The sequence below is a fragment of the Paenibacillus antarcticus genome (genome assembly GCF_001637225.1).
In the GTDB taxonomy this organism is placed as follows: Bacteria; Bacillota; Bacilli; order Paenibacillales; family Paenibacillaceae; genus Paenibacillus_AQ; species Paenibacillus_AQ antarcticus.
Genome location: NZ_LVJI01000020.1, coordinates 19,280 through 40,916, shown reverse-complemented (window position 1 = coordinate 40,916; position 21,637 = coordinate 19,280). Strand labels below are relative to the sequence as shown.

General features: G+C 41.0%; 23 protein-coding genes. 8 read left to right on the top strand and 15 right to left on the bottom strand.

What is annotated here, in order from left to right; all coding sequences use genetic code 11:
• Positions 1–52 precede the first annotated feature (52 nt).
• Both PBAT_RS25300 and PBAT_RS15380 read left to right on the top strand, forming a co-directional pair.
• Positions 53–208 (top strand): hypothetical protein, encoded by a 156-nt coding sequence (locus PBAT_RS25300; protein WP_157091321.1) that lies wholly within the window; start codon positions 53–55, stop codon positions 206–208.
• Complete coding sequence (locus tag PBAT_RS15380) at positions 205–1,740, top strand: recombinase family protein (protein WP_068650850.1); 1,536 nt, start codon at positions 205–207, stop codon at positions 1,738–1,740. The genes PBAT_RS25300 and PBAT_RS15380 overlap by 4 nt, the downstream gene beginning before the upstream one ends.
• 8 nt (positions 1,741–1,748) lie before the next feature.
• Here PBAT_RS15380 and rlmD read toward each other — a convergent pair whose 3' ends face one another.
• The 4 genes from rlmD to PBAT_RS15360 form a co-directional block, all read right to left on the bottom strand.
• Complete coding sequence (gene rlmD, locus PBAT_RS15375; RefSeq protein WP_068650849.1) at positions 1,749–3,227, bottom strand: 23S rRNA (uracil(1939)-C(5))-methyltransferase RlmD; 1,479 nt, start codon at positions 3,225–3,227, stop codon at positions 1,749–1,751.
• Positions 3,228–3,370: 143 nt separating this feature from the next.
• On the bottom strand, positions 3,371–4,252 hold the full coding sequence (locus tag PBAT_RS15370; protein ID WP_068650890.1) for a diacylglycerol kinase: 882 nt from the start codon (positions 4,250–4,252) through the stop codon (positions 3,371–3,373).
• A 20-nt stretch (positions 4,253–4,272) separates the two neighbouring features.
• Entirely contained in the window at positions 4,273–5,043 is a 771-nt protein-coding gene (locus tag PBAT_RS15365; protein ID WP_068650848.1) for a sirohydrochlorin chelatase, read from the bottom strand.
• A gap of 1 nt (position 5,044) precedes the next feature.
• Positions 5,045–5,335: a YerC/YecD family TrpR-related protein gene (locus PBAT_RS15360; RefSeq protein ID WP_068592204.1), complete on the bottom strand. Its 291-nt coding sequence runs from the start codon at positions 5,333–5,335 to the stop codon at positions 5,045–5,047.
• Positions 5,336–5,634: 299 nt separating this feature from the next.
• Between PBAT_RS15360 and PBAT_RS15355 the strand changes: the two genes are divergently transcribed.
• Positions 5,635–6,207, top strand: a complete 573-nt coding sequence (locus tag PBAT_RS15355) for a hypothetical protein (protein WP_068650847.1) — start codon at positions 5,635–5,637, stop codon at positions 6,205–6,207.
• Between the two features lie 73 nt (positions 6,208–6,280).
• On the opposite strand, the gene corA is transcribed toward PBAT_RS15355, so the two are convergent.
• From corA to PBAT_RS15335, 4 genes are all read right to left on the bottom strand, one after another.
• Positions 6,281–7,240, bottom strand: a complete 960-nt coding sequence (gene corA, locus PBAT_RS15350; protein ID WP_068650846.1) for a magnesium/cobalt transporter CorA — start codon at positions 7,238–7,240, stop codon at positions 6,281–6,283.
• A 115-nt stretch (positions 7,241–7,355) separates the two neighbouring features.
• Complete coding sequence (locus tag PBAT_RS15345) at positions 7,356–8,345, bottom strand: inorganic phosphate transporter (RefSeq protein WP_068650845.1); 990 nt, start codon at positions 8,343–8,345, stop codon at positions 7,356–7,358.
• Positions 8,346–8,358: 13 nt separating this feature from the next.
• Entirely contained in the window at positions 8,359–8,976 is a 618-nt protein-coding gene (locus PBAT_RS15340) for a DUF47 domain-containing protein (RefSeq protein ID WP_068650844.1), read from the bottom strand.
• Positions 8,977–9,180: 204 nt separating this feature from the next.
• On the bottom strand, positions 9,181–10,254 hold the full coding sequence (locus tag PBAT_RS15335; RefSeq protein ID WP_068650843.1) for a DUF3048 domain-containing protein: 1,074 nt from the start codon (positions 10,252–10,254) through the stop codon (positions 9,181–9,183).
• Positions 10,255–10,491: 237 nt separating this feature from the next.
• Here PBAT_RS15335 and PBAT_RS15330 point away from each other — a divergent pair, with 237 nt between their 5' ends.
• On the top strand, positions 10,492–10,992 hold the full coding sequence (locus tag PBAT_RS15330) for a DoxX family protein (protein ID WP_068650842.1): 501 nt from the start codon (positions 10,492–10,494) through the stop codon (positions 10,990–10,992).
• Between the two features lie 256 nt (positions 10,993–11,248).
• Positions 11,249–11,770 (top strand): DoxX family protein, encoded by a 522-nt coding sequence (locus PBAT_RS15325; protein ID WP_068650841.1) that lies wholly within the window; start codon positions 11,249–11,251, stop codon positions 11,768–11,770.
• A 71-nt stretch (positions 11,771–11,841) separates the two neighbouring features.
• Here PBAT_RS15325 and PBAT_RS15320 read toward each other — a convergent pair whose 3' ends face one another.
• The 3 genes from PBAT_RS15320 to PBAT_RS15310 form a co-directional block, all read right to left on the bottom strand.
• A complete protein-coding gene (locus tag PBAT_RS15320) occupies positions 11,842–12,621 on the bottom strand; it encodes a DODA-type extradiol aromatic ring-opening family dioxygenase (protein ID WP_068650840.1) in 780 nt (259 codons plus the stop codon).
• A gap of 99 nt (positions 12,622–12,720) precedes the next feature.
• Positions 12,721–13,551, bottom strand: coding sequence for an alpha/beta hydrolase (locus PBAT_RS15315; protein WP_068650839.1), 831 nt, complete (start codon positions 13,549–13,551; stop codon positions 12,721–12,723).
• Positions 13,552–13,683: 132 nt separating this feature from the next.
• Positions 13,684–13,905 (bottom strand): hypothetical protein, encoded by a 222-nt coding sequence (locus PBAT_RS15310; RefSeq protein WP_068650838.1) that lies wholly within the window; start codon positions 13,903–13,905, stop codon positions 13,684–13,686.
• A 172-nt stretch (positions 13,906–14,077) separates the two neighbouring features.
• Between PBAT_RS15310 and PBAT_RS15305 the strand changes: the two genes are divergently transcribed.
• On the top strand, positions 14,078–14,770 hold the full coding sequence (locus PBAT_RS15305; RefSeq protein ID WP_068650837.1) for a DUF1129 family protein: 693 nt from the start codon (positions 14,078–14,080) through the stop codon (positions 14,768–14,770).
• Positions 14,771–14,917: 147 nt separating this feature from the next.
• Here the strand turns inward: PBAT_RS15305 and PBAT_RS15300 are convergent, their stop codons facing one another.
• Positions 14,918–15,826: a DMT family transporter gene (locus tag PBAT_RS15300; RefSeq protein WP_068650836.1), complete on the bottom strand. Its 909-nt coding sequence runs from the start codon at positions 15,824–15,826 to the stop codon at positions 14,918–14,920.
• 278 nt (positions 15,827–16,104) lie between these two features.
• On the opposite strand from PBAT_RS15300, the gene PBAT_RS15295 reads away from it, so the two are divergent.
• Complete coding sequence (locus tag PBAT_RS15295) at positions 16,105–17,601, top strand: aminotransferase class V-fold PLP-dependent enzyme (RefSeq protein ID WP_068650835.1); 1,497 nt, start codon at positions 16,105–16,107, stop codon at positions 17,599–17,601.
• 21 nt (positions 17,602–17,622) lie between these two features.
• On the opposite strand, the gene PBAT_RS15290 is transcribed toward PBAT_RS15295, so the two are convergent.
• From PBAT_RS15290 to PBAT_RS15280, 3 genes are all read right to left on the bottom strand, one after another.
• A complete protein-coding gene (locus tag PBAT_RS15290) occupies positions 17,623–18,042 on the bottom strand; it encodes a hypothetical protein (protein WP_068650834.1) in 420 nt (139 codons plus the stop codon).
• A gap of 192 nt (positions 18,043–18,234) precedes the next feature.
• The gene (gene ilvA, locus PBAT_RS15285; protein ID WP_068650889.1) at positions 18,235–19,509 is read right to left on the bottom strand and encodes a threonine ammonia-lyase IlvA; all 1,275 of its coding nucleotides are present in this window, start codon (positions 19,507–19,509) and stop codon (positions 18,235–18,237) included.
• A 255-nt stretch (positions 19,510–19,764) separates the two neighbouring features.
• Positions 19,765–20,373 (bottom strand): alpha/beta hydrolase, encoded by a 609-nt coding sequence (locus PBAT_RS15280; protein WP_068650833.1) that lies wholly within the window; start codon positions 20,371–20,373, stop codon positions 19,765–19,767.
• 288 nt (positions 20,374–20,661) lie between these two features.
• Here PBAT_RS15280 and PBAT_RS15275 point away from each other — a divergent pair, with 288 nt between their 5' ends.
• Positions 20,662–21,498 (top strand): YitT family protein, encoded by an 837-nt coding sequence (locus PBAT_RS15275; protein ID WP_068650832.1) that lies wholly within the window; start codon positions 20,662–20,664, stop codon positions 21,496–21,498.
• Positions 21,499–21,637 lie beyond the last annotated feature (139 nt).

Here is a 21,637-nt window from a genome sequence, read left to right as displayed (position 1 = left end):
CACAGTTGCCACGACATAGGAACGCAACCAAAACAACAAGGGGTTGCGTAAGATGAAAATCGAAAGAGCGTTTATAGGAACTGCTCATCTTGAGGATATATTGATAGCATTGTTAAGAAGTCAAATTGACAGCATGGTTTCAGCTATGTACGATGAAAATAGGGTAAATGCCATTCCTTCTACTTCAGAAGGGGCGGCAGAACAATGAGATGCGCTATCTATGCGAGAGTCAGCACAAAGAGAGAAGAACAAAAAAACAGCTTAAGGAACCAAATTGCTTTAGCCGAGAACATCGCTAGGGAACAGGGCTTCGAGGTCGTAGAACGATATATTGACAACGGAATAAGCGGAGCAGGAATTAAAAACCGCGCAGAAATTCAGCGTCTAATTGAAGACGCTAAAAAGAAGAAATTTGACGTAATAATCACAAAGTCAGTTTCACGCTTCGGAAGGAACACACTTAATAGTCTGCAGATGGCTGATCAATTGGAGCGTATACCTGTACGCCTTATTTTACCCGAAGACAACTACGATACGGAAACAAGTTCTAGTCGCTTTATGTTTAACCTTAAAGCGATTTTAGCGGAAGAAGATAACGCTAAGTTATCCGAACGTATAAAGTTGGGACTACAGTCTAGTGCTAGACTGGGTAAACGTCGAGTTTCAATTCCGCCATATGGATACACGTTCAACGAGACGACAAGCGCCCTTGAAATTGACGAGAAAACTGCCCCAATCGTGCGAGAAATATTCGAGTTATACTTACACAAAGGTCGGGGAATGTTCACGATAAGCAATGTCCTAATGCGTAGGAGTATTCCGACGCCACGGGCTAGCGCGGGTGTTTCAAATGCAGGTACCAAATGGCAACAGAGCACGATTAAGGGCATTTTATCCAATCCTGTATATCTAGGTAATCTTGTGTATCGGCGTGAGGAAACGACAGGAACGCTTGCAGAATCGGAACTTTATAAAATTCGTCGCAAAGTCGATATGGATAAGCAAATCATTACCGAAAACGCTCATCCTGCATTAGTGTCTGACGAAGATTTCGAAGCGATTCAAGTACTCATGCGTAAGAAGGGTACGCATAAAAGCAACGGAAAAGAGAGCCTGTTTTCCTATATCGTTGTTTGTCCTGATTGTGGTAGCGGAATGCACTTCAAGCCAGATAGACGTAAAGGGGCATACGTATGCGGCGGGTACGTTAAATATACGTCTAGCTACTGCTCGTCGCATATCATCGCAGAAAAAGAATTACTACTGGCAGTTAAGGATGACCTAGCGGCGTTGGTTAAGGATAACGTCAATATGGAAAGGCTTTACGGTATTGCCGAAGAAAAAGCCATTTCAGTACACACTAGTACCAAAAAGGAATTGGTGCAAATTGACAAAGAATTAGCCGCAATGGATAAACGCTTTGACACATTGTTAAGTCTAAAAGTTGATGGTGCGATTACGTCAGAGCAACTTAAGAAACAGAACGAAAGAATAGCACAGCAACAGCAAGAACTTGCGAATAGAAAAGCTGAACTAATCTTAGTCCTTGAAGCACGACAAGACCTATCCGAACAATTGCAAGTTTTCAAAAAAGAAATAGAACGGTTCTCGACCCTCGACATTGGTGATGTACAGGTCATGAAACACGTTCTAAAAAGGTTAATACAAAAAATCGAAGTGTTCGAGGGCGGAAAAATTAAGATTCACTACAACTTATCCAACCCTCTTTCACAGAACTAAGATATAGTCTACTCGGCTGTATCTTTTCTTTCAAGTCTTACTGTACACTCCACATGTGTCGTATGCGGGAACATATCCACTGGTTGAACTTCCACCGTACGATAACCACCATCTTCAAGCACTCTCAGATCACGCGCAAGCGTGGAAGGGTTACAGCTCACATACACAACCCGCTCCGGCTGCATCGCCAGGATCGTCTCCAATAAGCGAGGGTCACAACCCTTCCGTGGTGGATCGACGACGATCACGTCAGGTGTAATACCTTGCTCTTTCCAACGTGGAATCACATCTTCGGATGCTCCGACTGCGAATTCGACATTGTTCATGCCATTTAGCTCTGCATTTGCCTTAGCATCTTCAATGGCTTCAGGCACAATCTCTACCCCATAGACTTGCTTCGCATGCTGCGCCAAGAATAACGAGATTGTACCGATGCCACAATAAGCATCTATCACGGTCTCCGCTCCAGTAAGTCCAGCATAATCCAACGTTTTACCATATAGTACTTCGGTCTGTACCGGATTCACTTGATAGAAAGAACGAGCGGAAATCGCAAATTTCACATCACCGATATAATCATATATCACTTCATTTCCCCACAAGACGCTTGTCTTGTCCCCGAAGATGACATTTGTCGTTTGAGTATTAATATTATGACAGATGCTTGTCACGGCTGGCATCGCCTTCGTGATCTCAGCAATCCAAGTGTCTACGTTTGGAATCTTAGCTCCATTCGTTACTAAGACAACCATTAATTCACCCGTGCGGAAAGCAACTTTGACAACTACGTGACGAAGCAAGCCTTGACCTGTTTCTTCATCATACGCCGTGATACCAAGCTCCTGACCAATGGATTTGATGTGCGCCACAATCTCGTCATTATTCTCATGCTGAATGAGGCAAGCCTCCATATCAATAATCCGATGGCTCCCTTTTGCGTAGAACCCACCGACAAGCCCACCCTCAGTTGTACCAAAAGGAACTTGAGCTTTATTGCGATAACGCCAAGGATCACTCATTCCTAGTGTAGGAAGAACAGTAATCCCTTGTTCTTTGCCTTCAATCTCACGATTCAAACTTCCATCTGCCACGTCTAACTTACCAATCCGAACTAGGTTATCCACCACTAACTGACGTTTCCACGCTAGTTGAGCGTTATAGTCCATATGCTGTAACTGGCAGCCGCCACATTGGTCGTTGATTGGACAAGGGGCAGCAATACGATCTTGGCTCTGTAGAATGATATCCAGAAGTTTGGCATAGCCATACTGCTTCTTCGTCTTGAGCACTTTCACACGGACTTTCTCCCCTGGGAGTGCGCCCGCAACAAAAAGGGTATAGCCTTCTGTACGACCTACCCCTTCTCCATCATGGTTCATACCGATGATGTCGATCACAACTTCATCGTTCTTGGATACCGGCAACCCGATCAACGGAGCCGGATTGCTGCGGCGATCGGATTGTCGACCGCTACGGTGTTTTTTCATGATGCTATATTCACTTCTTTCCTTATCTTCTCATCATTTATATGTGTTATCTCATCCTATGGATAAGTTAATCTCTTGGATGTAACCTACATTCAATTCATCATAAGTCGCACTTCTATTACATATTCATACTATCCTTATGATCACGCAAAAATCCGCATATGCTGTTTCAACATTTGGAATGTTCCTGGCAGAGTACCACCTAACTCACCATCGAGGTTCAACAGCACTTTACCAGGTGAAGTAACTTCCATGTAATCCGTTTGGAAATGGATTACCTTCTTATCCTTCAGATGTTCTCCACGAAGTGCCATTCTAACCACACGAACGAACTCTGGCAGATTACAGTTCTTAAGAGCAATAACATCAAATAGACCGTCATCAATACGAGCATCTGGTGCGAGCTTCTCGAAGCCACCTACAGAATTCGTATTCGCAATCAGGAACAACATGAATTCACCGTGAATATCAGGTTGTCCATTAGCCTTAATAAAGAGTTCCTGTGGAGATAAGCTAACCATCTTCTCGATACCCTTGAGGTAATAAGCAAGTTGTCCAATTAATGTCTTTAACTTACTTGGAACATCATACGTTAATTCCGTTAGTGTTCCACCACCTGCAATATTGATGAAATACCGATCATTCGCTTTCCCTACATCAATAGGCCGTGTCTCTTGTCTAATGATCAGATCACAATATTCTTCCCAATTCTTTGGGATTCCAAGCCCGCGAGCGAAATCATTCGTTGTTCCAAGTGGAAATAAACCAAGCGGTGGAAGATTCTCTTTACCCGCCATCCCATTAACCACTTCATATAACGTACCATCACCGCCCGCGGCAATGATAAGATCATACCCACGTTCTACTGCTTCCGCAGCTTCACGAGTAGCATCACCTTCTCCTGTAGTGGCATGTACCGAAGTTTCAATACCACCGTTGTCGAGGCGTTGCAAGATATCCGCAAGCCTTCTTTTCATTTCCTCACGACCTGAGGTAGGATTATATATTAATCTTGCTCTCTTCATACGAGAACCGCCACCCGTTATCATAATGTGAACCTTTGCAACATAACATTGACCTGCCTACCAATCCACTGAGATATCAGAGGATGAGGTAACAGTGCTTGACCTGAATAGTGATACGATAGTCCCTTAAGTCGTTCTGGAATAATCTTTCGAGTGAAATATCCCTCACTCAGAAAAAGAGGAGCCACGATGACTTGATAACCGTATTCTCTTTGCCAATACTCTGTTCGTTCTTGGACTGAGTTCGGATTCAGAAGTGCAAAATCGACAGCAATCACACCACTAATCGCCTGAACTTTGAGCGCAAGAGAAGATATCCCCTTCTCCCAACGCTCTCGAAATCCCTCGTATATACTTCCATGCCCTACAAGTAAAATCACTTTTTGATCAACATCTACACATAAACTGCGTACTTTATCCCATACCATCTGAGCAACATCATCGTCATCATCCATAGGCTTTCCATAATGTATATTAGCTTGGATGTGAAAAGGTTCAAGATCAGTATCACAATCTGCCTTCTCTTTCACACCTAAGGCATAAGCAATTTCATCCACATGCGTACTACCCGAAGATACAAATAACGGAATGACGATAATATCGGTTACTCCTTGTTCTTCAAGGAGGTGAATGCCATCTTGAATCAATCTTCCCTCTACGATTTCCAAGAACGAAACCGCCACAGGAATAGTATCCTGCAGCGGCAATTGATTCACAGCCTCATCCACCAACGCTACCCAGATAGGTTCCCTAGAGCCATGGCTGATGATTAATACACCTGGTCTAGACATCTTAGCGTCCTAGACGTTCCAACGACATTTTATACCCATCATTACCATAATTCAAGCAACGCTTCACTCGCGAGATGGTTGCAGTACTCGCACCTGTCTCTGCCTCGATCTGGTTATATGTAGAACCTTTCCCTAACATACGTGCTACTTCCAGACGCTGAGAGAGTGATTGAATTTCATTTACTGTGCACAGATCATCGAAGAATACATAACATTCTTCTATATTCTTAAGCGTCAATACTGCCTCAAATAGTTGATCTACACTCTTATCATTTAGTTTCTTTAATTGCACCGCTAATCATCCTCTACTATTACTATGTATCCCCATTGTACTGTAGTCGATACAATCATTTCAAGCATTAACGGTTTCACGCAGTAATGAAGCAAATCATGAAAGCAATCAATCAGACTTTTTCGATAGGATCAGACTTCATCTACACCGTCATACCAATACTATTCTAGCATATTCAACACGCTTAGGCATCAGCCCTTTTCCGCTCCTATCCCTGCTCATCAGGGCATTCGTCCATACTTTATGTTCGCCTATAACATACAGTATCGTATACCAATCTGAAAAGGATAGTGATAATCATGGCTGAGCATTACCATCGTAGTTCTCCGAGCAACCAGCGTTCACTCGGTCCTTTCTCTTCGTCTTCATATAATAACCCATACCCTGGAATTGATTCCTTGGGAGCTATTCCTCAGCTTGAATCATCTGCTATGTCTCCATTTCAAGGTGGTGGCTTGACTGGATTCGGCGCAAGCGATTTAATTGAGTCTACATCTGCTGCAACGGCAGTATTACCCGCTGTGGCTACTACTGCCAAGACAGGATTCTCTCTAGCAAACATAGGTGAGCTCAAAGGTGTAATCGACAGAATGGGAGGTATTGATGGGATTGTAAGTTCGATGGGGAAATTCCAAAAGGTTATGAGTAGTGTTCAACAAATGGCACCGATGATTAAGCTAATGATGGGTACCTTTGGTAAAGGTAAGACGAAGGGTACTCCCGAAGATGATGATCCCATTTACTATACTCCCCCTAAACGCCGGCGCAAGAAAACGTCATCTACTAAACGTAAAACGGCTCCGCCACGTAAGTCTACCAAATCCACCAACTCTACTAAGCGGCGTTCGTCCGGCAAGAAATCCCCCAAATAATAGTTCACATTCAGCAAATAAACTCTTTCGCTCGAACGAAATAAGAGTGCTTACTTTGATGTGAGCACTCTCATTACTTGAACCAGCCTCGACGAATGAACCACACCACCATGCCACCACCAAGCATGAACATGACTGCCATCACGATAGCATACCCATATTTCCAGTTAAGTTCCGGCATATGAGCAAAATTCATTCCATAGATTCCTGCAATTAAAGTCAATGGCATAAAGATAACCGTAATGACGGTGAGTGTCTTCATAATGTTATTCATTCGGTTGGAGTTGAGAGATATATAGCTATCACGCAAATCCGAAGTCATTTCTCGGTCAGCCTCAATCATATCTGCTAGTTTCAATAAATGGTCATAGATATCTGAGAAATATACCTTATGCTCTCCACTATTCTGAATATGTTGCGAATTGACAATTCGATACATGAGGTCTCGCATGGGAACAATCGTCCGACGTAGCTTCAACAAGCGTCCTCTTAGATCAAACACTTGGTTCATCAAATCCTCCACAGATTCATTGCCACCTTGATTCTCAATCTCTGCTAACTCATCTTCAATGCTGTATAGCGTAGGGAAATAGCGATCTACCATCATATCAATTAGCGTATATGCACAAGCAATTGGGCCACGAGCCCATACTTTACGGTCGTGAGCATGTTGAATAATTTGTGACCAAGCTTCATCAATCTCAGGAAGTTGTCGATGGTGAAAGGATACAATCATATTATGATTTAAGAATAAATCCACTTCTTCTGCATGTAGTGTATCCGGGTTAAGGGCGTGGAGAACTAGAAATTGTGTATCATCGTAATAGTCTAATTTCGGACGTTGTAATACAAACATACAATCTTCAACAGCTAGCGGATGAAAATGAAAATATGTATTTAGTAAATCTGCCTCTTCTACTGTAGGTGAACTGAAGTCCGTCCAAATCCACGCATAATCATCCATATGAATCTGTTCCAATGGAAGTCCCACTTTCACCTCATGCGTATGAGTAATAGCAAGTGTCCTAATCATAAATAGTAATACTTCCTCTCTAATCCGATACTCTGATACAAAAAAAAGCCAACCTTCGGTGATTGGCCACTTCTATCCCAGTATGTCTATATATTCAATCTATGCGCAGTGTGTTCTAGAATAAGATTTTAAATATCAATCCCGCTAGCAAACCAGCAATTGGAATTGTAATAAACCATGTAATGATGATCCGTCCCGCAAGTGACCATTTCACTTCAGATACTCGTTTGGCACTACCTACACCTAGGAGCGCTGATGTAATCGCATGTGTTGTACTTACAGGCATATGAAGCATCGTTGCTGTAAATATAACGGAAGCTCCAGCCATATCTGCTGCGAATCCATTAATAGGTTCAATTTTGAAAATTTTAGTTCCCATTGTTTTGATAATTTTATATCCACCAACTGAAGTACCAAGTGCCATAGCTGTAGCAGCAGATAATTTAACCCAAAGTGGAACCTCTAAATGATCCTGAAACCCAGATGTAACGAGAGCAAATGTAATAATCCCCATTGCTTTCTGTGCATCATTCGTACCATGTGTGAAGGCTTGAATTGCCGCTGTGAGAATCTGCATCGTGCGGAAACCTTTATTGACATTATGAGGACTTCTTTTTGCAAAAATCCATTTCAAAAGAGTCATGATAATATAACCAATAGCGAATGCAATTAATGGAGAGAAGATTAGTACTTTAAGAATACTAATAAATCCTTCCCACTTCACATAACCCGCTCCAGCTCCTACCACTACCGCCCCTGTTAACGCACCAATTAAGGCATGTGATGAGGAAGATGGAATACCGAACCACCAAGTCACTAGGTTCCAAATGATAGCAGCTAGTAATGCTGCAATAACGACCTCAATCCCATTATCAAGCGTCGCTGGATCAGCCACACTACCCCCAATGGTCTTAGCTACCCCTGTAAATGTGATTGCACCAAGGAAGTTCATAGCAGCTGCCATTATTATAGCTACTCTCGGCTTCAAAGCACGGGTGGATACTGAAGTCGCAATAGCATTGGCCGTATCATGGAATCCATTAATAAAGTCAAATGCTAATGCAAGAAAGACGACGATGCCTAAAACAAATAATGACGTTTCCATGTTTGTAAACCCCTTATGAATTGCTCATAATAATCGATTCCAGCATATTGGCCACATCTTCACACGTGTCCGTAGTTTGTTCTAGACGTTCATAAATTTCCTTTTTCTTAATCAGTTCGATAGGATCGCTAATGGTTGCGAATAAATTCTTCACACAAATACGAAGCAAATCGTCACCTTGGTTCTCAAGATCATTCAAACGAATCGTATATTCACGAATAGCTAGAAGTTTCTTTTGCGATAGTAAATGAATTGCCTTCTGAATTACATAAGCAGATTGACGCAAAATCTCTGCAAACTGAACGATATATTCGTCAGGCTCATGCAGATCGTACATATAGAACCGAGAAGCCGTAGCCTCCAAACCATCAATAACATCATCTAGACTGGACGTTAACGCCAAGATGTCATCACGATCAATGGGAGTAATAAACGTTTTGTTGAGTTCCTTAATAATGGTGTGCGTGAATTCATCACACTGAGACTCATACTTCTTCATTTCACCTGCAAATATGCTCACATCTTCATACTTGGACACATTCTGTGCAAAATAATCAGCAGCTTGTACGATTGTGTCTGCCATATTCTCCATCGTTTCGAAAAAGATGTCCTTTTTCTTCTTGAATACCATTTGATTACTCCTCTACTCAAATATTGCCTTCAGTTCATCCATATACAAGATAACCTTAGTTATCTTACCATAACCCATAACCCCTTTGTAAAGGCGCTATCTATCTTTTCTTACAACGTTAGCTATCTGTTCTTGTTTTTTCTTATATTTTCTATTTTTTTTCATATTTCCCCAGTATATTCAACCAACATTTCCTTTAAAATCCTAATTTTGTTTCTCATTCGACACCTTCACATGACTTTCGAAATTTGGATCATTGGGTACGATATTTATGTATGTGGTACCCGGAACTAACGGAATTTCCTTGTCATCCTTCACAAAACGAATCACATCATCTTTGGAATGAATCCAGTTCCCTTTAACAAGCTTCCCTTGCTGAAATATAAGTGCTTCTCCGCCTAGGTTAATATCCACCGACAGACGTCCTACATCATCAAGTACCTTGTGATCCGCCCCCATTACAATCACGTTAGCAGCTTCTAACTGCATATTGTTTGTGAGGTCTACGTGTGGCATGTTATTTATAGAACGTTTATATACTTGCTTCGAATCATCATAATCATACGAAACGACATAATTTTTGAGTAGAAAAGTAATATCCACTTTACTAGCATGCTCTCCTGCAATGATTTCATTCTCTGTATGGAATGGATACGTCGGTATAGCTACTTCCTGTTCATACTTTAGTTTATTTGCTCCCTCATGAAGTTTGTCCGTATCAGAATACAGATTGTGTGGGGCTTTTCGACTCTTATCCCTCCAGAAATAAGCACCTGCCTTACCGATCTCATCAAGATCTTCCTTCTTCTGCTTCTGTATGATTGAATACGCCTCCGGACTTCCACCCGCATGTACGAGCAGACCCTGATATAGCCCACCAAGTTCAATGAGATATGGCCTAATACTTCGAATAGGCCCGATAGTAACTGCTTCACTATGACTTTGGAAGATAGCCACAAGTCGTGTAATCCCACCCTCTGCCAATACTTCATACACCATATCGGCTTTGCTTAATCCAGATTGAGGCCTTGCAGCTGGAGCATTGTTGACCATAACGGCTAATGGACGTACGTTTGAGGGGGCTTCTATAGGTAACCCGGTAAGTGGGGCTACATATTGAGATATGGGAGTAACGGGGTCGACAGGAGGCTTTTCTTCTTCAACTAATGGTGTTGGTTCCGGCGGTGGTTCTGCCTCTAGTTTAGCATTGGAACAAGATGAAAGAATGAATGCCATGAATAGGATACTCAGTACCTGTAATAACTTCGGTCGAATCATGAATGAATGCTCCTCCTTGCTAAGGATTTCTTTGTTTCTTCCATTTAATCACAAAAGCAGCTTTTTGTCAGGCTTCATCATTTGTTGTCGAAAACATCATTCATATAAAATTTTATTATCTCGATAAATATTTATTTATTTATTATTGTCATTAAACCCTTTTAATGTAATTATATTAAATAGTTCCCATTTATTATAGGGACAACAACCATATTATGAGGAGTGAATTAGTGAGGTATGTTTAATCATTGGCTTAGAACTAACAAAGTGGCAGCGGTATTCCTTGTCTTCGTTCGATTCTACCTAGGCTATACATGGATTTCAGGTGGTATTCACAAATTAAGCGGCGGGTTTGATGCTGGAGGTTTCTTACAAGGAGCAATTTCGAAGAGTACAGGATGGTGGGCAGCATTCTTGGAACAAGTTGCTTTACCAGGTGTAAACATTTTCAACATCCTCATTCCATTAGGGGAGACTTTCGTTGGATTAGGTCTTATCCTTGGTATCTTCACTACATTCGCTGCATTGATGGCGATTGTTATGAATTCTGCATTCCTATTATCGGGGTCTTTAAGCATCAATGTTCAAATGTTACTGCTAGAATGCATCATAATCGTTTCTGCGGTAAATGCGGGTCGCATTGGACTGGATCGTTGGGTACTCCCTTATATCTCTGGTCTATTCAATAAGAAAGCGAAGACCTCCTCACAGGTACCTCATTTAAATACCACCGTTTAAAAAAAGCTATACTACAATAAATAAGACAGGAGTTGTCCTTTCAGCAGCAGCTCAGCTACTGAAAAGGCAACTCCTTGTCATTCACTTGTTATTATTTCCCTACAAAATCAATTATCTTTATATATATTTTAAATTTGTGATATAAATCACAACATAAGTGAAATCTTTCACATATAATAAGGATATCAAAGATGATCATCTTTCAAAGACACCATTAACCAACGGTATCTACAACCATACACTTAGGAGTGATATTATGTTTAACAATTGGCTCAGAACTAATAAAGTAGCAGCATTCATCCTTACCTTCGTTCGAATCTATCTTGGATATACATGGTTTACAGGAGGTATTCATAAATTAACTGGTGGGTTTGATTCTGGCGGTTTCCTACAAGGAGCAATTGCAAATAGCACAGGTGATCATCCCGCGGTTCAAGGATGGTGGGCAGCATTCTTAGAACATGCCGCATTACCAGGAGTAGACCTATTCAATGTTCTTATTCCATTGGGCGAGACTTTAGTAGGATTAGGACTTATTCTAGGAATGTTCACCACATTTGCAGCACTTATGGCCATGGTCATGAATACCGCTTTTCTACTATCAGGTACTGTTAGCACTAACGTTCAAATGCTATTGCTGGAATGTTTCATCGTTGTTGCTGCTACTAATGGCGGTCGAATTGGGCTGGATCGTTGGGTTCTTCCTTATTTCAGACAGTTCCCACGTAATTATACAAAAACAATACAGTCTCTACTCCCTAAACCTAACATGAACTAACACGCAATAATGGCATAAATATTATAAAAAGGAGTCCTCTCTTCATCACTGAAGAAAGGACTCCTTTTATATTATGATCCGAACATCCAACAGTTCAGACTAAGGTTACCATACTGATATTCCTGAAATAGTCGCTTCGCCTTACGCTCATCATCTGCAGCACCCATTGCATAGAACAACGGCGCAAAATGTTCCAATCCATATGGAGGAACGGCTTGATCTGCAAATGGTGCTTTATGGCGATAATCGAATAACGATTTCAAATCCCATTCTTCAAGTTCCACAGCAACCCAATGATCGAACTCAGCAGCCCATTCATCCGTTTGTGCACCCTCACTGATCGTACGTAAATTATGAACTAAACCACCACTACCAATAATAAGTACATCTTCCTTACGAAGTTCCGCAAGCATAGCACCTATATTATACTGCTCCTTGGGTGACCGTGTTGAATCCACAGACAACTCAATAACAGGAATATTAGCTTCGGGATATAACTTCTGAAGAATAACCCAAACCCCATGGTCAAGTCCACGATCACGAACAGGCGTATAGTTTAAATTATTTTTCTTGAAGAGTCCATCTATTCGCTTGTTTAATTCTGAATCACCTTGGGCTGGGTAAGTAAGCTTATACATCTCCTCAGGAAATCCGTAGAAATCATGCATCGTAGTATGTGACTCATCCATGGTCATAGACTGAATTGGCGTATCCCAATGGGCTGAGAAAATTACGATGGCTTTGGGAATTTTGAAATGTTGACCCAGTCCTTGTAAAAAGCGGGCATAATCATGTTCCTCCAAAGCCAGCATAGGGGAACCATGAGCTACAAATAAAGAAGGTATTGTCATTGATATCAACCTCCACTCACCAGTATACATTGCTACCTTGTATTTTACAGTTAATGGAGGTGTTTTACCAATATTATTGAATCCACCCTTTATTAAGAGCTAAATCATCCAGTTCTGCCATTCGTGTTGTGTTCTTTCCTGTTCGTTCAACCATTCTTTCGTCCGGTGAAGCAACTGCTCACGGTGAGGTCCTGAGGAGTAGGTGTGATCCGCTTGAAATATGATTTCTTTATCACAACTTCCTTCAGAGCGCATCCAGAATACTTTCTGATAGAGAAAAGCATAATCTACTGGAATAGAATCATCTGAGGTTCCGTGGATTAAGAGGACATTTCCATTAAACTTACCTGCCTGTTGAAATGGTTGGAACGGCGCAAGGGATTCAAAGAAAGCAGGTGTAAACGTATATCCTAAATAATCGGAGGAACCCTTCTTAACCGCGGTATCGTAAACATCTCGACCCGTGATTTTGACAATATCATTAAAAGGATACCCTACGGAGGACCACAAGATAAGGTTCTTTACACGACGATCCCGTCCTGCGGTTAAGATAGCAACTGCCCCACCCAAACTATGCCCAATCAGAGTGACCCGAGTTGGGTCAACATCAGCACAGTCTAGTGTATAATCGAGTACGCTACGAGTCTGGTCAATCATGGATGCTAGCCCTTCCTTACCATAATCACCCGTACTCTCGCCACAACCGATATAATCAAATCTTACAACCATATATCCGTCTTCTGAAAGCTCTCTTGCCGTCTTCAAGAAAAGGCGATCTACTCCGATACGATTGCCTACAAATCCATGACAGATGATGACGAGTGGTACTCGTTCTTTACTACGTCCCTCTATATTCACTTTCGATGACGGATAGTGAATACTGGCTGTCAGTTCCTCTTGATTATGTCGGATATTAATGTGACGCTCCATACTCGATTCCCCCTAGCGTTATGCGATTCATCTATATACTAATAAATCCGATAAGTTTAATATGAATTAACGGATTTATTGTAACATCGCCAAAAAGGGTCTGTCAATGGATTTTTGACTATTCAGAGGATTCTAGTCATAGCTTTGAATAAACATATTGTGCGTCTCTTCTCGGCCCTCCCAGCTTGCCATCATCTCGTTTCCTTGTTCTGTCTCGGATAACCCACCCCACATCGAAGGAGTATTCATCTCATCATCTAATCCCATTTCCGATGGAAGCTGTTGACCTGTCGCTCTGATCCCAGCTTGTTCATGCGATAGTGAAGCAGCATTCGAGTCTAGATTATTTACCATATTAACTCCTCCTTTGTTCTACTTATCTGTATTATGTTGTGAATCAACACAACGTTTTATACACTTTCACTAATATGACACAAACAACCATTTACCATTACTGACAGCTGCATGTCCTTGCCAACCTCCACCTGTATTCCTATACTTGAACTAGATAGGGGGAGCTAATCATATGACAATTAAAGCTATGATCAAAGAAAATAATCGATTAAGAGAACAGATGACCCCTGACAATAAAGATTATTTCGAGGACATCGTCGTTTACTTCCGTACCTGTGATGTCGATCAGACCGAAAGTGAACAATTACTATTAAAGTTGGCACATCAACTTTTGGAGTCACAAGAGCAGGGAATACAAGCACGACAAATATTCGGACCCACGGCCGAAGAGTACAGTCGCAATAAAGTGCAAATTCTGCCTAAGAGAAAGACGATAGCGGGCGGTCAATATTATGTAATGATTCCTTGGGTCGCGCTAACGATGTTCTTTTTTATGGAGTCCTTAGTTGGTTTCGTAGCGCAGTGGCTTGGCGGCTCGATGGATACCTTCAATCGCATCAGTCTCTTGTCGCTCATTGTTATCGCTATAGGTTCTATCCTATTAGTGGAAGCGGTCACGAAGTTACTTAATCGTACAACAGAGCATGAAGATCAAGTTAGAGGCCAAGGAAATACTAAGCCTATGCCTAAGCCCAATCTAAATTTGAGAACCATCGGAATCTACGTTGTCGTAACGTTGATCATTATGATGATCGGATATACCTTCCGTAATCTACTACCCGTATTTACGATTCAACCTTGGGTTAGCCTCTTCATTGCTGTCATTGGACTAATCGGATGGATTTTTATATTCAAGCGTAAGTAATGTTGAATAAACGCATTACTTCCCTATATAGACTGCTGTGGTAGACTCATATTTCTTTGCAACGATTTAAAAAAGCCTTCTCGACACATGCTGTGATTTCTCACAGTGATGTGTACGTGAAGGCTTTTTTTGTATCAAACTTATCTGTTATTGATCTTCTGATATTAGTTTTGAATATTTCGGTTTGCTTTTACAACTAGCTATGAATACCCCGGTAAGAATAATCACCAACCCAACCAACAATGTCCACTTAATATGTTCATTTAATAAGGTATATCCCCATAGAACAGCAGTACATGGAACGAGATAGGTTACCATCGTTGCAAATTCTGCACTTCCTTTTTGAATCATATAATAGAACAAGATATAGGCAATACCCGATCCGAACACACCTAATCCAACAAGCATTAGTATATTTGATAACGATGCAAGGTGTGATAATGAGACTTCCTCCGTAGAGAAAGCCATAATCCCACTTCCAATCATCGTACATAGCAACGTTCCAAAGGTAACTTGATACATGGAGTATCCTAATGTAAGAAGATTCTTCGATAACTGAGATCCTACGGCATAACAGAATGTCGCTGCAATCATACAACCGAATCCAAGCACATCCACCGAAATGAATGTATCAGGATTAACATCAAGCAATATGATTAGACCCACGGTCGCAATCCCTATTCCGATCCACTGTCTTTTACTCGAAACAGAACGAAAGAACAACACACCCACAATAATTGTCCACACTGGTGTTGTAGCATTTAAGACAGATGCCATACTACTAGGCAATCGTGTCTCACTAAAAGCAATGAATGCCCAAGGAATTGCTGTATTGATCAATGCCATAATGGTCATCGGAACCCAAGAAATAGTCCGTATTCCAAATGGCTTCTTCAACGCTAACATGATACTTACAATAACGACTAGACCAGTACTTGATCTTAAGAAGGCGATGGTCCAAGGACCGAAATCATGAAGAAGCATTTTGATGAAAAAGAACGATCCGCCCCAAATGAGACTAAGTGCAATAAGTGCTAAATATACAAGACGTGACAACTATACTCCTTCTTTCTCTGAGACTGAAATCAATGTGAATGTGAATATCTCAAGCTAATAGCGTAACGTAATTCATCTCAAAATTTCAATACATTCTTTAATAATATCTCATAACAGCCTGTCTCCTAGTTTGCAATTCCAACTATATTCGCAATTATTTATTTAAAATTTAAAATATCATACCCGTGTTACAAGTTTATTTTATCCATAGGCACTAACCTACAATAACGTTCAGACATATAATGAGATCAAATCAGGATATGTTGGAGGAATAATGCGTGCCAAATGTACAACGCAATAGTCAAGCTGAGGATCTGTCATTGACACAATATTTCAAAACGTTTAGGAACCATATCATCGGTACAGACTTCTATTTCGAATCACCATACGGTAGGAAACAAATCATTTATGCGGATTGGGCAGCCAGCGGACGTCTTTATCTCCCCATTGAATCACACATTCTAGAGCAGTTCGGCCCCTATATGGCGAATACACATACAGAAGCTAATATTACAGGCACAACCATGACTAAAGCCTACAAACAAGCACGTAACTTGATTAAACGGCATGTGAATGCAGACGAACGAGATATTCTTATTAACACCGGTGCTGGGATGACCTCAGCTGTTAACAAGCTACAGCGCATCTTAGGACTTAGAGTGCCCGAGTGGATAGATCGACATGGTTCCTTATCTGAAGCGAGCCGTCCGATTATATTTGTTAGTCATATGGAGCACCATTCTAATCAGTTATCGTGGTCGGAAACCATTGGAGATGTCGTATGTATTGAACCAGGAGGAAACGGAGAGGTAGATCCAGAGAAATTAGAACAAGCTTTAGTGAAATATAACCATCGCACATGTAAAATAGGTTCCTTTACTGCTTGTTCCAATGTCACCGGAATCCAGACACCTTATCATCACCTCGCTCGAAAGATGCATGAATATGGAGGGTTGTGTTTCGTTGATTTCTCGGCAAGTGCTCCCTACGTCGATATCAATATGCACCCTTCATCCCCTTTGGAACAATTAGATGCCATATACTTCTCACCTCATAAATTTCTAGGTGGGCCTGGGAGCAGTGGTGTCTTGATCTTCAATTCGCAGCTCTACAACAATCACATTCCTGATCGTCCCGGTGGTGGGACTGTTTCTTGGACAAATTCAGTAGGAGGTCGGCAGTATTACACAGATATCGAGGCACGCGAAGATGGAGGGACGCCCCCCATTCTCCAGACGATCAGAACTGCACTCTGTATTCAGCTCAAAGAACGTATGGGTAGTAGTCAGATTATTCAGCGTGATCGTGAATTAACCTCCATACTTATGGACGAGTTAACCGATACACAGGGCATATTTGTGTTGGAGGATCATGCTCAAAGACGTCTGGGAATTATATCTTTCATTGCACATCGTATTCATTACAACTTATTTGTAAGATTACTTAATGATCGATTCGGCATTCAAGCACGTGGTGGTTGTTCTTGCGCTGGCCCTTATGGCCATTACTTACTTCAAATTAATGAATATACATCAAAAGCTATTACAGACCAACTAGATCAGGGTGATCTAACCAATAAACCGGGTTGGATTCGATTATCCATTCACCCCACGATGACCGATCAAGAGATGTATGCTATCTCAGAGGCCGTTCGTTCCATTATGATAAATATTGAATCATGGAAGCAAGATTACTATTATGATTCAGCTACGAATGACTGGCATCATATATTCGCAGACCATCGCGTAAATCTAGATGAATTATTTACGTTCTAAGGAACCTTAGTCCGGCTCAATTTACTCCACATGCTCTGGAGAGAAGTCTCCACCCTCTTCGTGCAGTTCTACTTCAGAATCGGTAACTCTATATTTCCAATAGTGACTCAAGATTGTCTCTTCAGGGCTATTCTCATCCTGAAAATCATCTGAACTCCAATACTCAGTTAATGTAATGACGAATGTATCTTTATCTTCTCTCATAGCTGCTGAAGTGAACTCACCTGGAATACGTAACCCTGGTACTGGACCGCCCCCCAGAATGATTCCCTCAGTCTTCCCCTCTTTTGTTGGGAACTCAAATCTACTGGTTTCAAGTATCACCTTAGCAATAGCTTCGTCTCCTAATCGTATTTCGTTATAATCTGATTCTGAGCTACCACCTATAGAACAACCCGACAGGATAAATATGACGACTATACACGTTAATAAATATTTCATGCTCATCCCCCTACACACGTTATATCAGCGAAATTCTAATTGCCTATTTAACGGTGAAATGTTAGTCAATGTTGCACACCGTTCAGAAGTTAACAAGATACACGTAAGAGTACATCATAAGCACAGCAAAAAAAAGCGTGATACGTTCTTTTCGTATACACGCTTTTTTGCTGTTTCCTATTGAATTATTTTTTAATAAAGTAAATTAAATAAATTACGGTCCTTATTGAGTTCCGTATACTCGAATCCTTTACGATTCAAACGTTCAATCAATGCGGCATAGTCATCCTTCTCATCTAATTCAATACCTACGAGTGCAGGTCCGTTTTCTTTATTGTGCTTTTTCGTATATTCAAAATTCGTAATGTCATCACCAGGACCTAGTACATCTTGAAGGAACTCACGCAATGCACCTGCACGTTGTGGGAAATTGATCATGAAATAATGCTTAAGCCCTTCGTAAATCAGAGAGCGTTCCTTGATCTCTTGCATCCGTGCGATATCGTTATTTCCTCCACTGATAATACATACCACTGTCTTTCCTTTAATCTGCTCACGATATAAATCTAATGCTGATACGGACAAAGCTCCCGCGGGTTCTACAACGATAGCATTCTCATTATATAGTTCAAGAATCGTTGTACAAGCTTTGCCTTCAGGTACCTTCACAACATCATCAAGCGTACGTGAACAGATATCAAAGGTTAAATCCCCTACTCGCTTCACTGCAGCTCCATCTATGAATTTATCAATCACATCCATAGTCACCACTTCTTTACGTAGCAATGCTTCACTCATAGAGGCAGCTCCCAATGGCTCTACCCCAATCAACTTGGTATTAGGGCTAACGGTCTTGATATATGTACCTATCCCCGCGGCTAGTCCGCCTCCACCAATCGTCACAAAGATGTAATCTGCAGCTGTATTGAGACTCTCCATTACTTCCATGGCAATCGTCCCATTGCCCGCAATAATACGAGGCTCATCAAACGGATGAATAAACGTCATCCCCTGTTCATCACAGGTCTTCATAGCCTCAGCATATGCATCGTCATACGTATCACCGATCAATACGACCTTAACGTTCTCACCACCGAAACGCCTAACCTGTTTTACTTTTTGATTAGGTGTAGTACTCGGCATATATATTTTCCCTTGAATTCCTAGTGTCTTACAGGAAAAAGCCACACCCTGAGCATGATTTCCTGCACTTGCGCAGACAATTCCCTTCGCTAACTCTTCCTCGGAGAGACTACGAATCATATTATATGAACCGCGAATTTTAAAAGATCGTACCACTTGTAAATCCTCGCGTTTTAGATACACGTTACAATTATATTTTGCTGAAAGTACAGCATCCCATTGTAAAGGTGTCCGTACAATGACTTCTTTTAACACATGATGTGCTCGTACGATTTCTTCCATCATAACAGGCGCATGCTTTTGTGGTTTAGATACTGATTTCATTGATTCTACTGTAGACGATTGCGTATGAGCTTCTTCATTGTGGGCTGTGTTCTTATCATTTTCCATGTATGCCATCCTTCTCCTCTTTTAAATATCTATGTATAGTTGAATTCTTATTTTTTATTTCATCTTAGTAACGTACTCCTTTTGCGCTCTTTTTTCAACCGTATCATAGGATGTTGGATATAGAAAAGCCCTCCATCTTCGACAAGATGAAGGACCCTCTGTTTCAAGTCATACCTTATTACCTCTAACTTAACTGAAATGTTTACTAAACCATTCTCCTGCAGCATCAATCTCGGTACGACTTAATTGGTGCCCATTGTTCTCCCAGTGTAAATCTGTTACAGATCCCGCTCCTACCAACAAAGCCTTAAGATCTTCTGATTCTTGTGCAGGGCACATCATATCGTTACGTCCAGCGCCGATAAAGACAGGTATACATGACAAATCAGGTAACTCCTTATTACGCAAAGGAACCATAGGATGATGCAAAATGGCACCTTTAAATGCATCCTCATAATGGAACAGAAGACTTCCCGCAATATTAGCGCCGTTAGAATAACCTATAGCTACCATGTTACGACGATCTATCCCGTATTTCTCTGAGGCTTCATCCAAGAATGCGTAAACTTCTTGCGTACGGTTCACCAAGTCTACTTCATCGAACACGCCCTCCGCTAAACGACGAAAGAATCTGGGCATGCCATTCTCTAACACATTACCACGAACGCTAAGTATAGAAGATGAAGGTGAGATCATTTGCCCAATGGGCATTAGATCCTCTTCAGTACCTCCAGTACCATGAAATAGAACGAGTGTTGGTGCAGAAACATCGCTTCCTTGTTTAAATATATGCTTCACAATATATCGCCTCCAGATGCAGTTAGGTTAACCACATGATATTTATTTTGATATTAAGATTATTAAATCAATAATATCTCGATTAGAGACATTATGCAAGTCATCATTAATCCTAATTTTCCTATTTATTCTACATTATGATGGTGGATTCATGTCATTATTTCGCAAGCCAACGTACCACTTTGCATCTATCATTGACATATGTAAAAATGGGGGTTAGCATTTAACTTTTGTGAGCCTATTACTTAAGCTAACGTATTGAACCAACACAACAAAGGCGGGCATTTCATGAATAAGAAAATGATCGATATTGTTACAATTATTTTAGGTGCGTTTATCTTCGCATTAGCAGTTAATTTATTCGTTATTCCAAATGAGTTCGGTGAAGGTGGCGTTACCGGGATAACGATTATATTATACTATCTTTTCCAATGGTCCCCAGGACTAGTCAGCTTGATTATCAATGCCTTTTTACTCCTAGCTGGGTATAAGTTTTTGGACAGAACAGCGACAATATACACTATTATTGCTGTACTATTCAATTCCCTCTTCCTCCATTTAACGGCCAACTGGAGCATTCCTTCAGATGAACTACTTCTGAATGCTATTTTTGGTGGTGTCTTTGTGGGTGTAGGGATTGGAATTATTATACGTGTCGGAGGTACAACGGCTGGTACAGTGATTCTTGCAAGAATGGCCAACAAATACCTAGACTGGAATATAAGCTACGCGCTGTTATTTTTCGACCTCATTGTGGCATTCTCTTCTTACTTTATTATTGGCGCAGAAAGTCTTATGTTCACGATCATCATGCTCTATGTGGGTACGAAAGTGATGGACTTCATTATTGAGGGCCTAAATCCTAAGAAAGCCGTTATGATTATTTCAAAAGACCAAGACCAAATTGCTGAAAAAGTGATTGTCGACATGGATCGAGGCGTTACTGTTCTTTCGGGTCATGGATACTATACGAAGACGTCCAAAGAAATCCTTTACATCGTCATCAGCAAACAGGAAGTGTCTGCACTCAAGAAAATCGTTAAGTCAATTGATATCGATGCTTTTGTAACCATTCATGATGTACGTGATGTGTTTGGGGAAGGATTCGTTGATATTTCGAAATAGATGTTGAAAAAGCATTTTGTTAACTTGCAGAGATCGCTACGATAACGAATTGTTCTTACGATCGCTCTTGTAATCAGATTTCTTGATTATATACCGCTTTTGCGGTGGAAATCTGATTACAAATGCGAACGCTCCGCTT

Bases quoted from the DNA above. Each gene is read 5' to 3' on its own strand.
- PBAT_RS25300 (WP_157091321.1), top strand. From the start codon at position 53: ATGAAAATCGAAAGAGCGTTTATAGGAACTGCTCATCTTGAGGATATA.
- PBAT_RS15380 (WP_068650850.1), top strand. From the start codon at position 205: ATGAGATGCGCTATCTATGCGAGAGTCAGCACAAAGAGAGAAGAACAA.
- rlmD (WP_068650849.1), bottom strand. From the start codon at position 3,227: ATGAAAAAACACCGTAGCGGTCGACAATCCGATCGCCGCAGCAATCCG.
- PBAT_RS15370 (WP_068650890.1), bottom strand. From the start codon at position 4,252: ATGAAGAGAGCAAGATTAATATATAATCCTACCTCAGGTCGTGAGGAA.
- PBAT_RS15365 (WP_068650848.1), bottom strand. From the start codon at position 5,043: ATGTCTAGACCAGGTGTATTAATCATCAGCCATGGCTCTAGGGAACCT.
- PBAT_RS15355 (WP_068650847.1), top strand. From the start codon at position 5,635: ATGGCTGAGCATTACCATCGTAGTTCTCCGAGCAACCAGCGTTCACTC.
- corA (WP_068650846.1), bottom strand. From the start codon at position 7,240: ATGATTAGGACACTTGCTATTACTCATACGCATGAGGTGAAAGTGGGA.
- PBAT_RS15345 (WP_068650845.1), bottom strand. From the start codon at position 8,345: ATGGAAACGTCATTATTTGTTTTAGGCATCGTCGTCTTTCTTGCATTA.
- PBAT_RS15340 (WP_068650844.1), bottom strand. From the start codon at position 8,976: ATGGTATTCAAGAAGAAAAAGGACATCTTTTTCGAAACGATGGAGAAT.
- PBAT_RS15335 (WP_068650843.1), bottom strand. From the start codon at position 10,254: ATGATTCGACCGAAGTTATTACAGGTACTGAGTATCCTATTCATGGCA.
- PBAT_RS15330 (WP_068650842.1), top strand. From the start codon at position 10,492: ATGTTTAATCATTGGCTTAGAACTAACAAAGTGGCAGCGGTATTCCTT.
- PBAT_RS15325 (WP_068650841.1), top strand. From the start codon at position 11,249: ATGTTTAACAATTGGCTCAGAACTAATAAAGTAGCAGCATTCATCCTT.
- PBAT_RS15320 (WP_068650840.1), bottom strand. From the start codon at position 12,621: ATGACAATACCTTCTTTATTTGTAGCTCATGGTTCCCCTATGCTGGCT.
- PBAT_RS15315 (WP_068650839.1), bottom strand. From the start codon at position 13,551: ATGGAGCGTCACATTAATATCCGACATAATCAAGAGGAACTGACAGCC.
- PBAT_RS15310 (WP_068650838.1), bottom strand. From the start codon at position 13,905: ATGGTAAATAATCTAGACTCGAATGCTGCTTCACTATCGCATGAACAA.
- PBAT_RS15305 (WP_068650837.1), top strand. From the start codon at position 14,078: ATGACAATTAAAGCTATGATCAAAGAAAATAATCGATTAAGAGAACAG.
- PBAT_RS15290 (WP_068650834.1), bottom strand. From the start codon at position 18,042: ATGAAATATTTATTAACGTGTATAGTCGTCATATTTATCCTGTCGGGT.
- ilvA (WP_068650889.1), bottom strand. From the start codon at position 19,509: ATGAAATCAGTATCTAAACCACAAAAGCATGCGCCTGTTATGATGGAA.
- PBAT_RS15275 (WP_068650832.1), top strand. From the start codon at position 20,662: ATGAATAAGAAAATGATCGATATTGTTACAATTATTTTAGGTGCGTTT.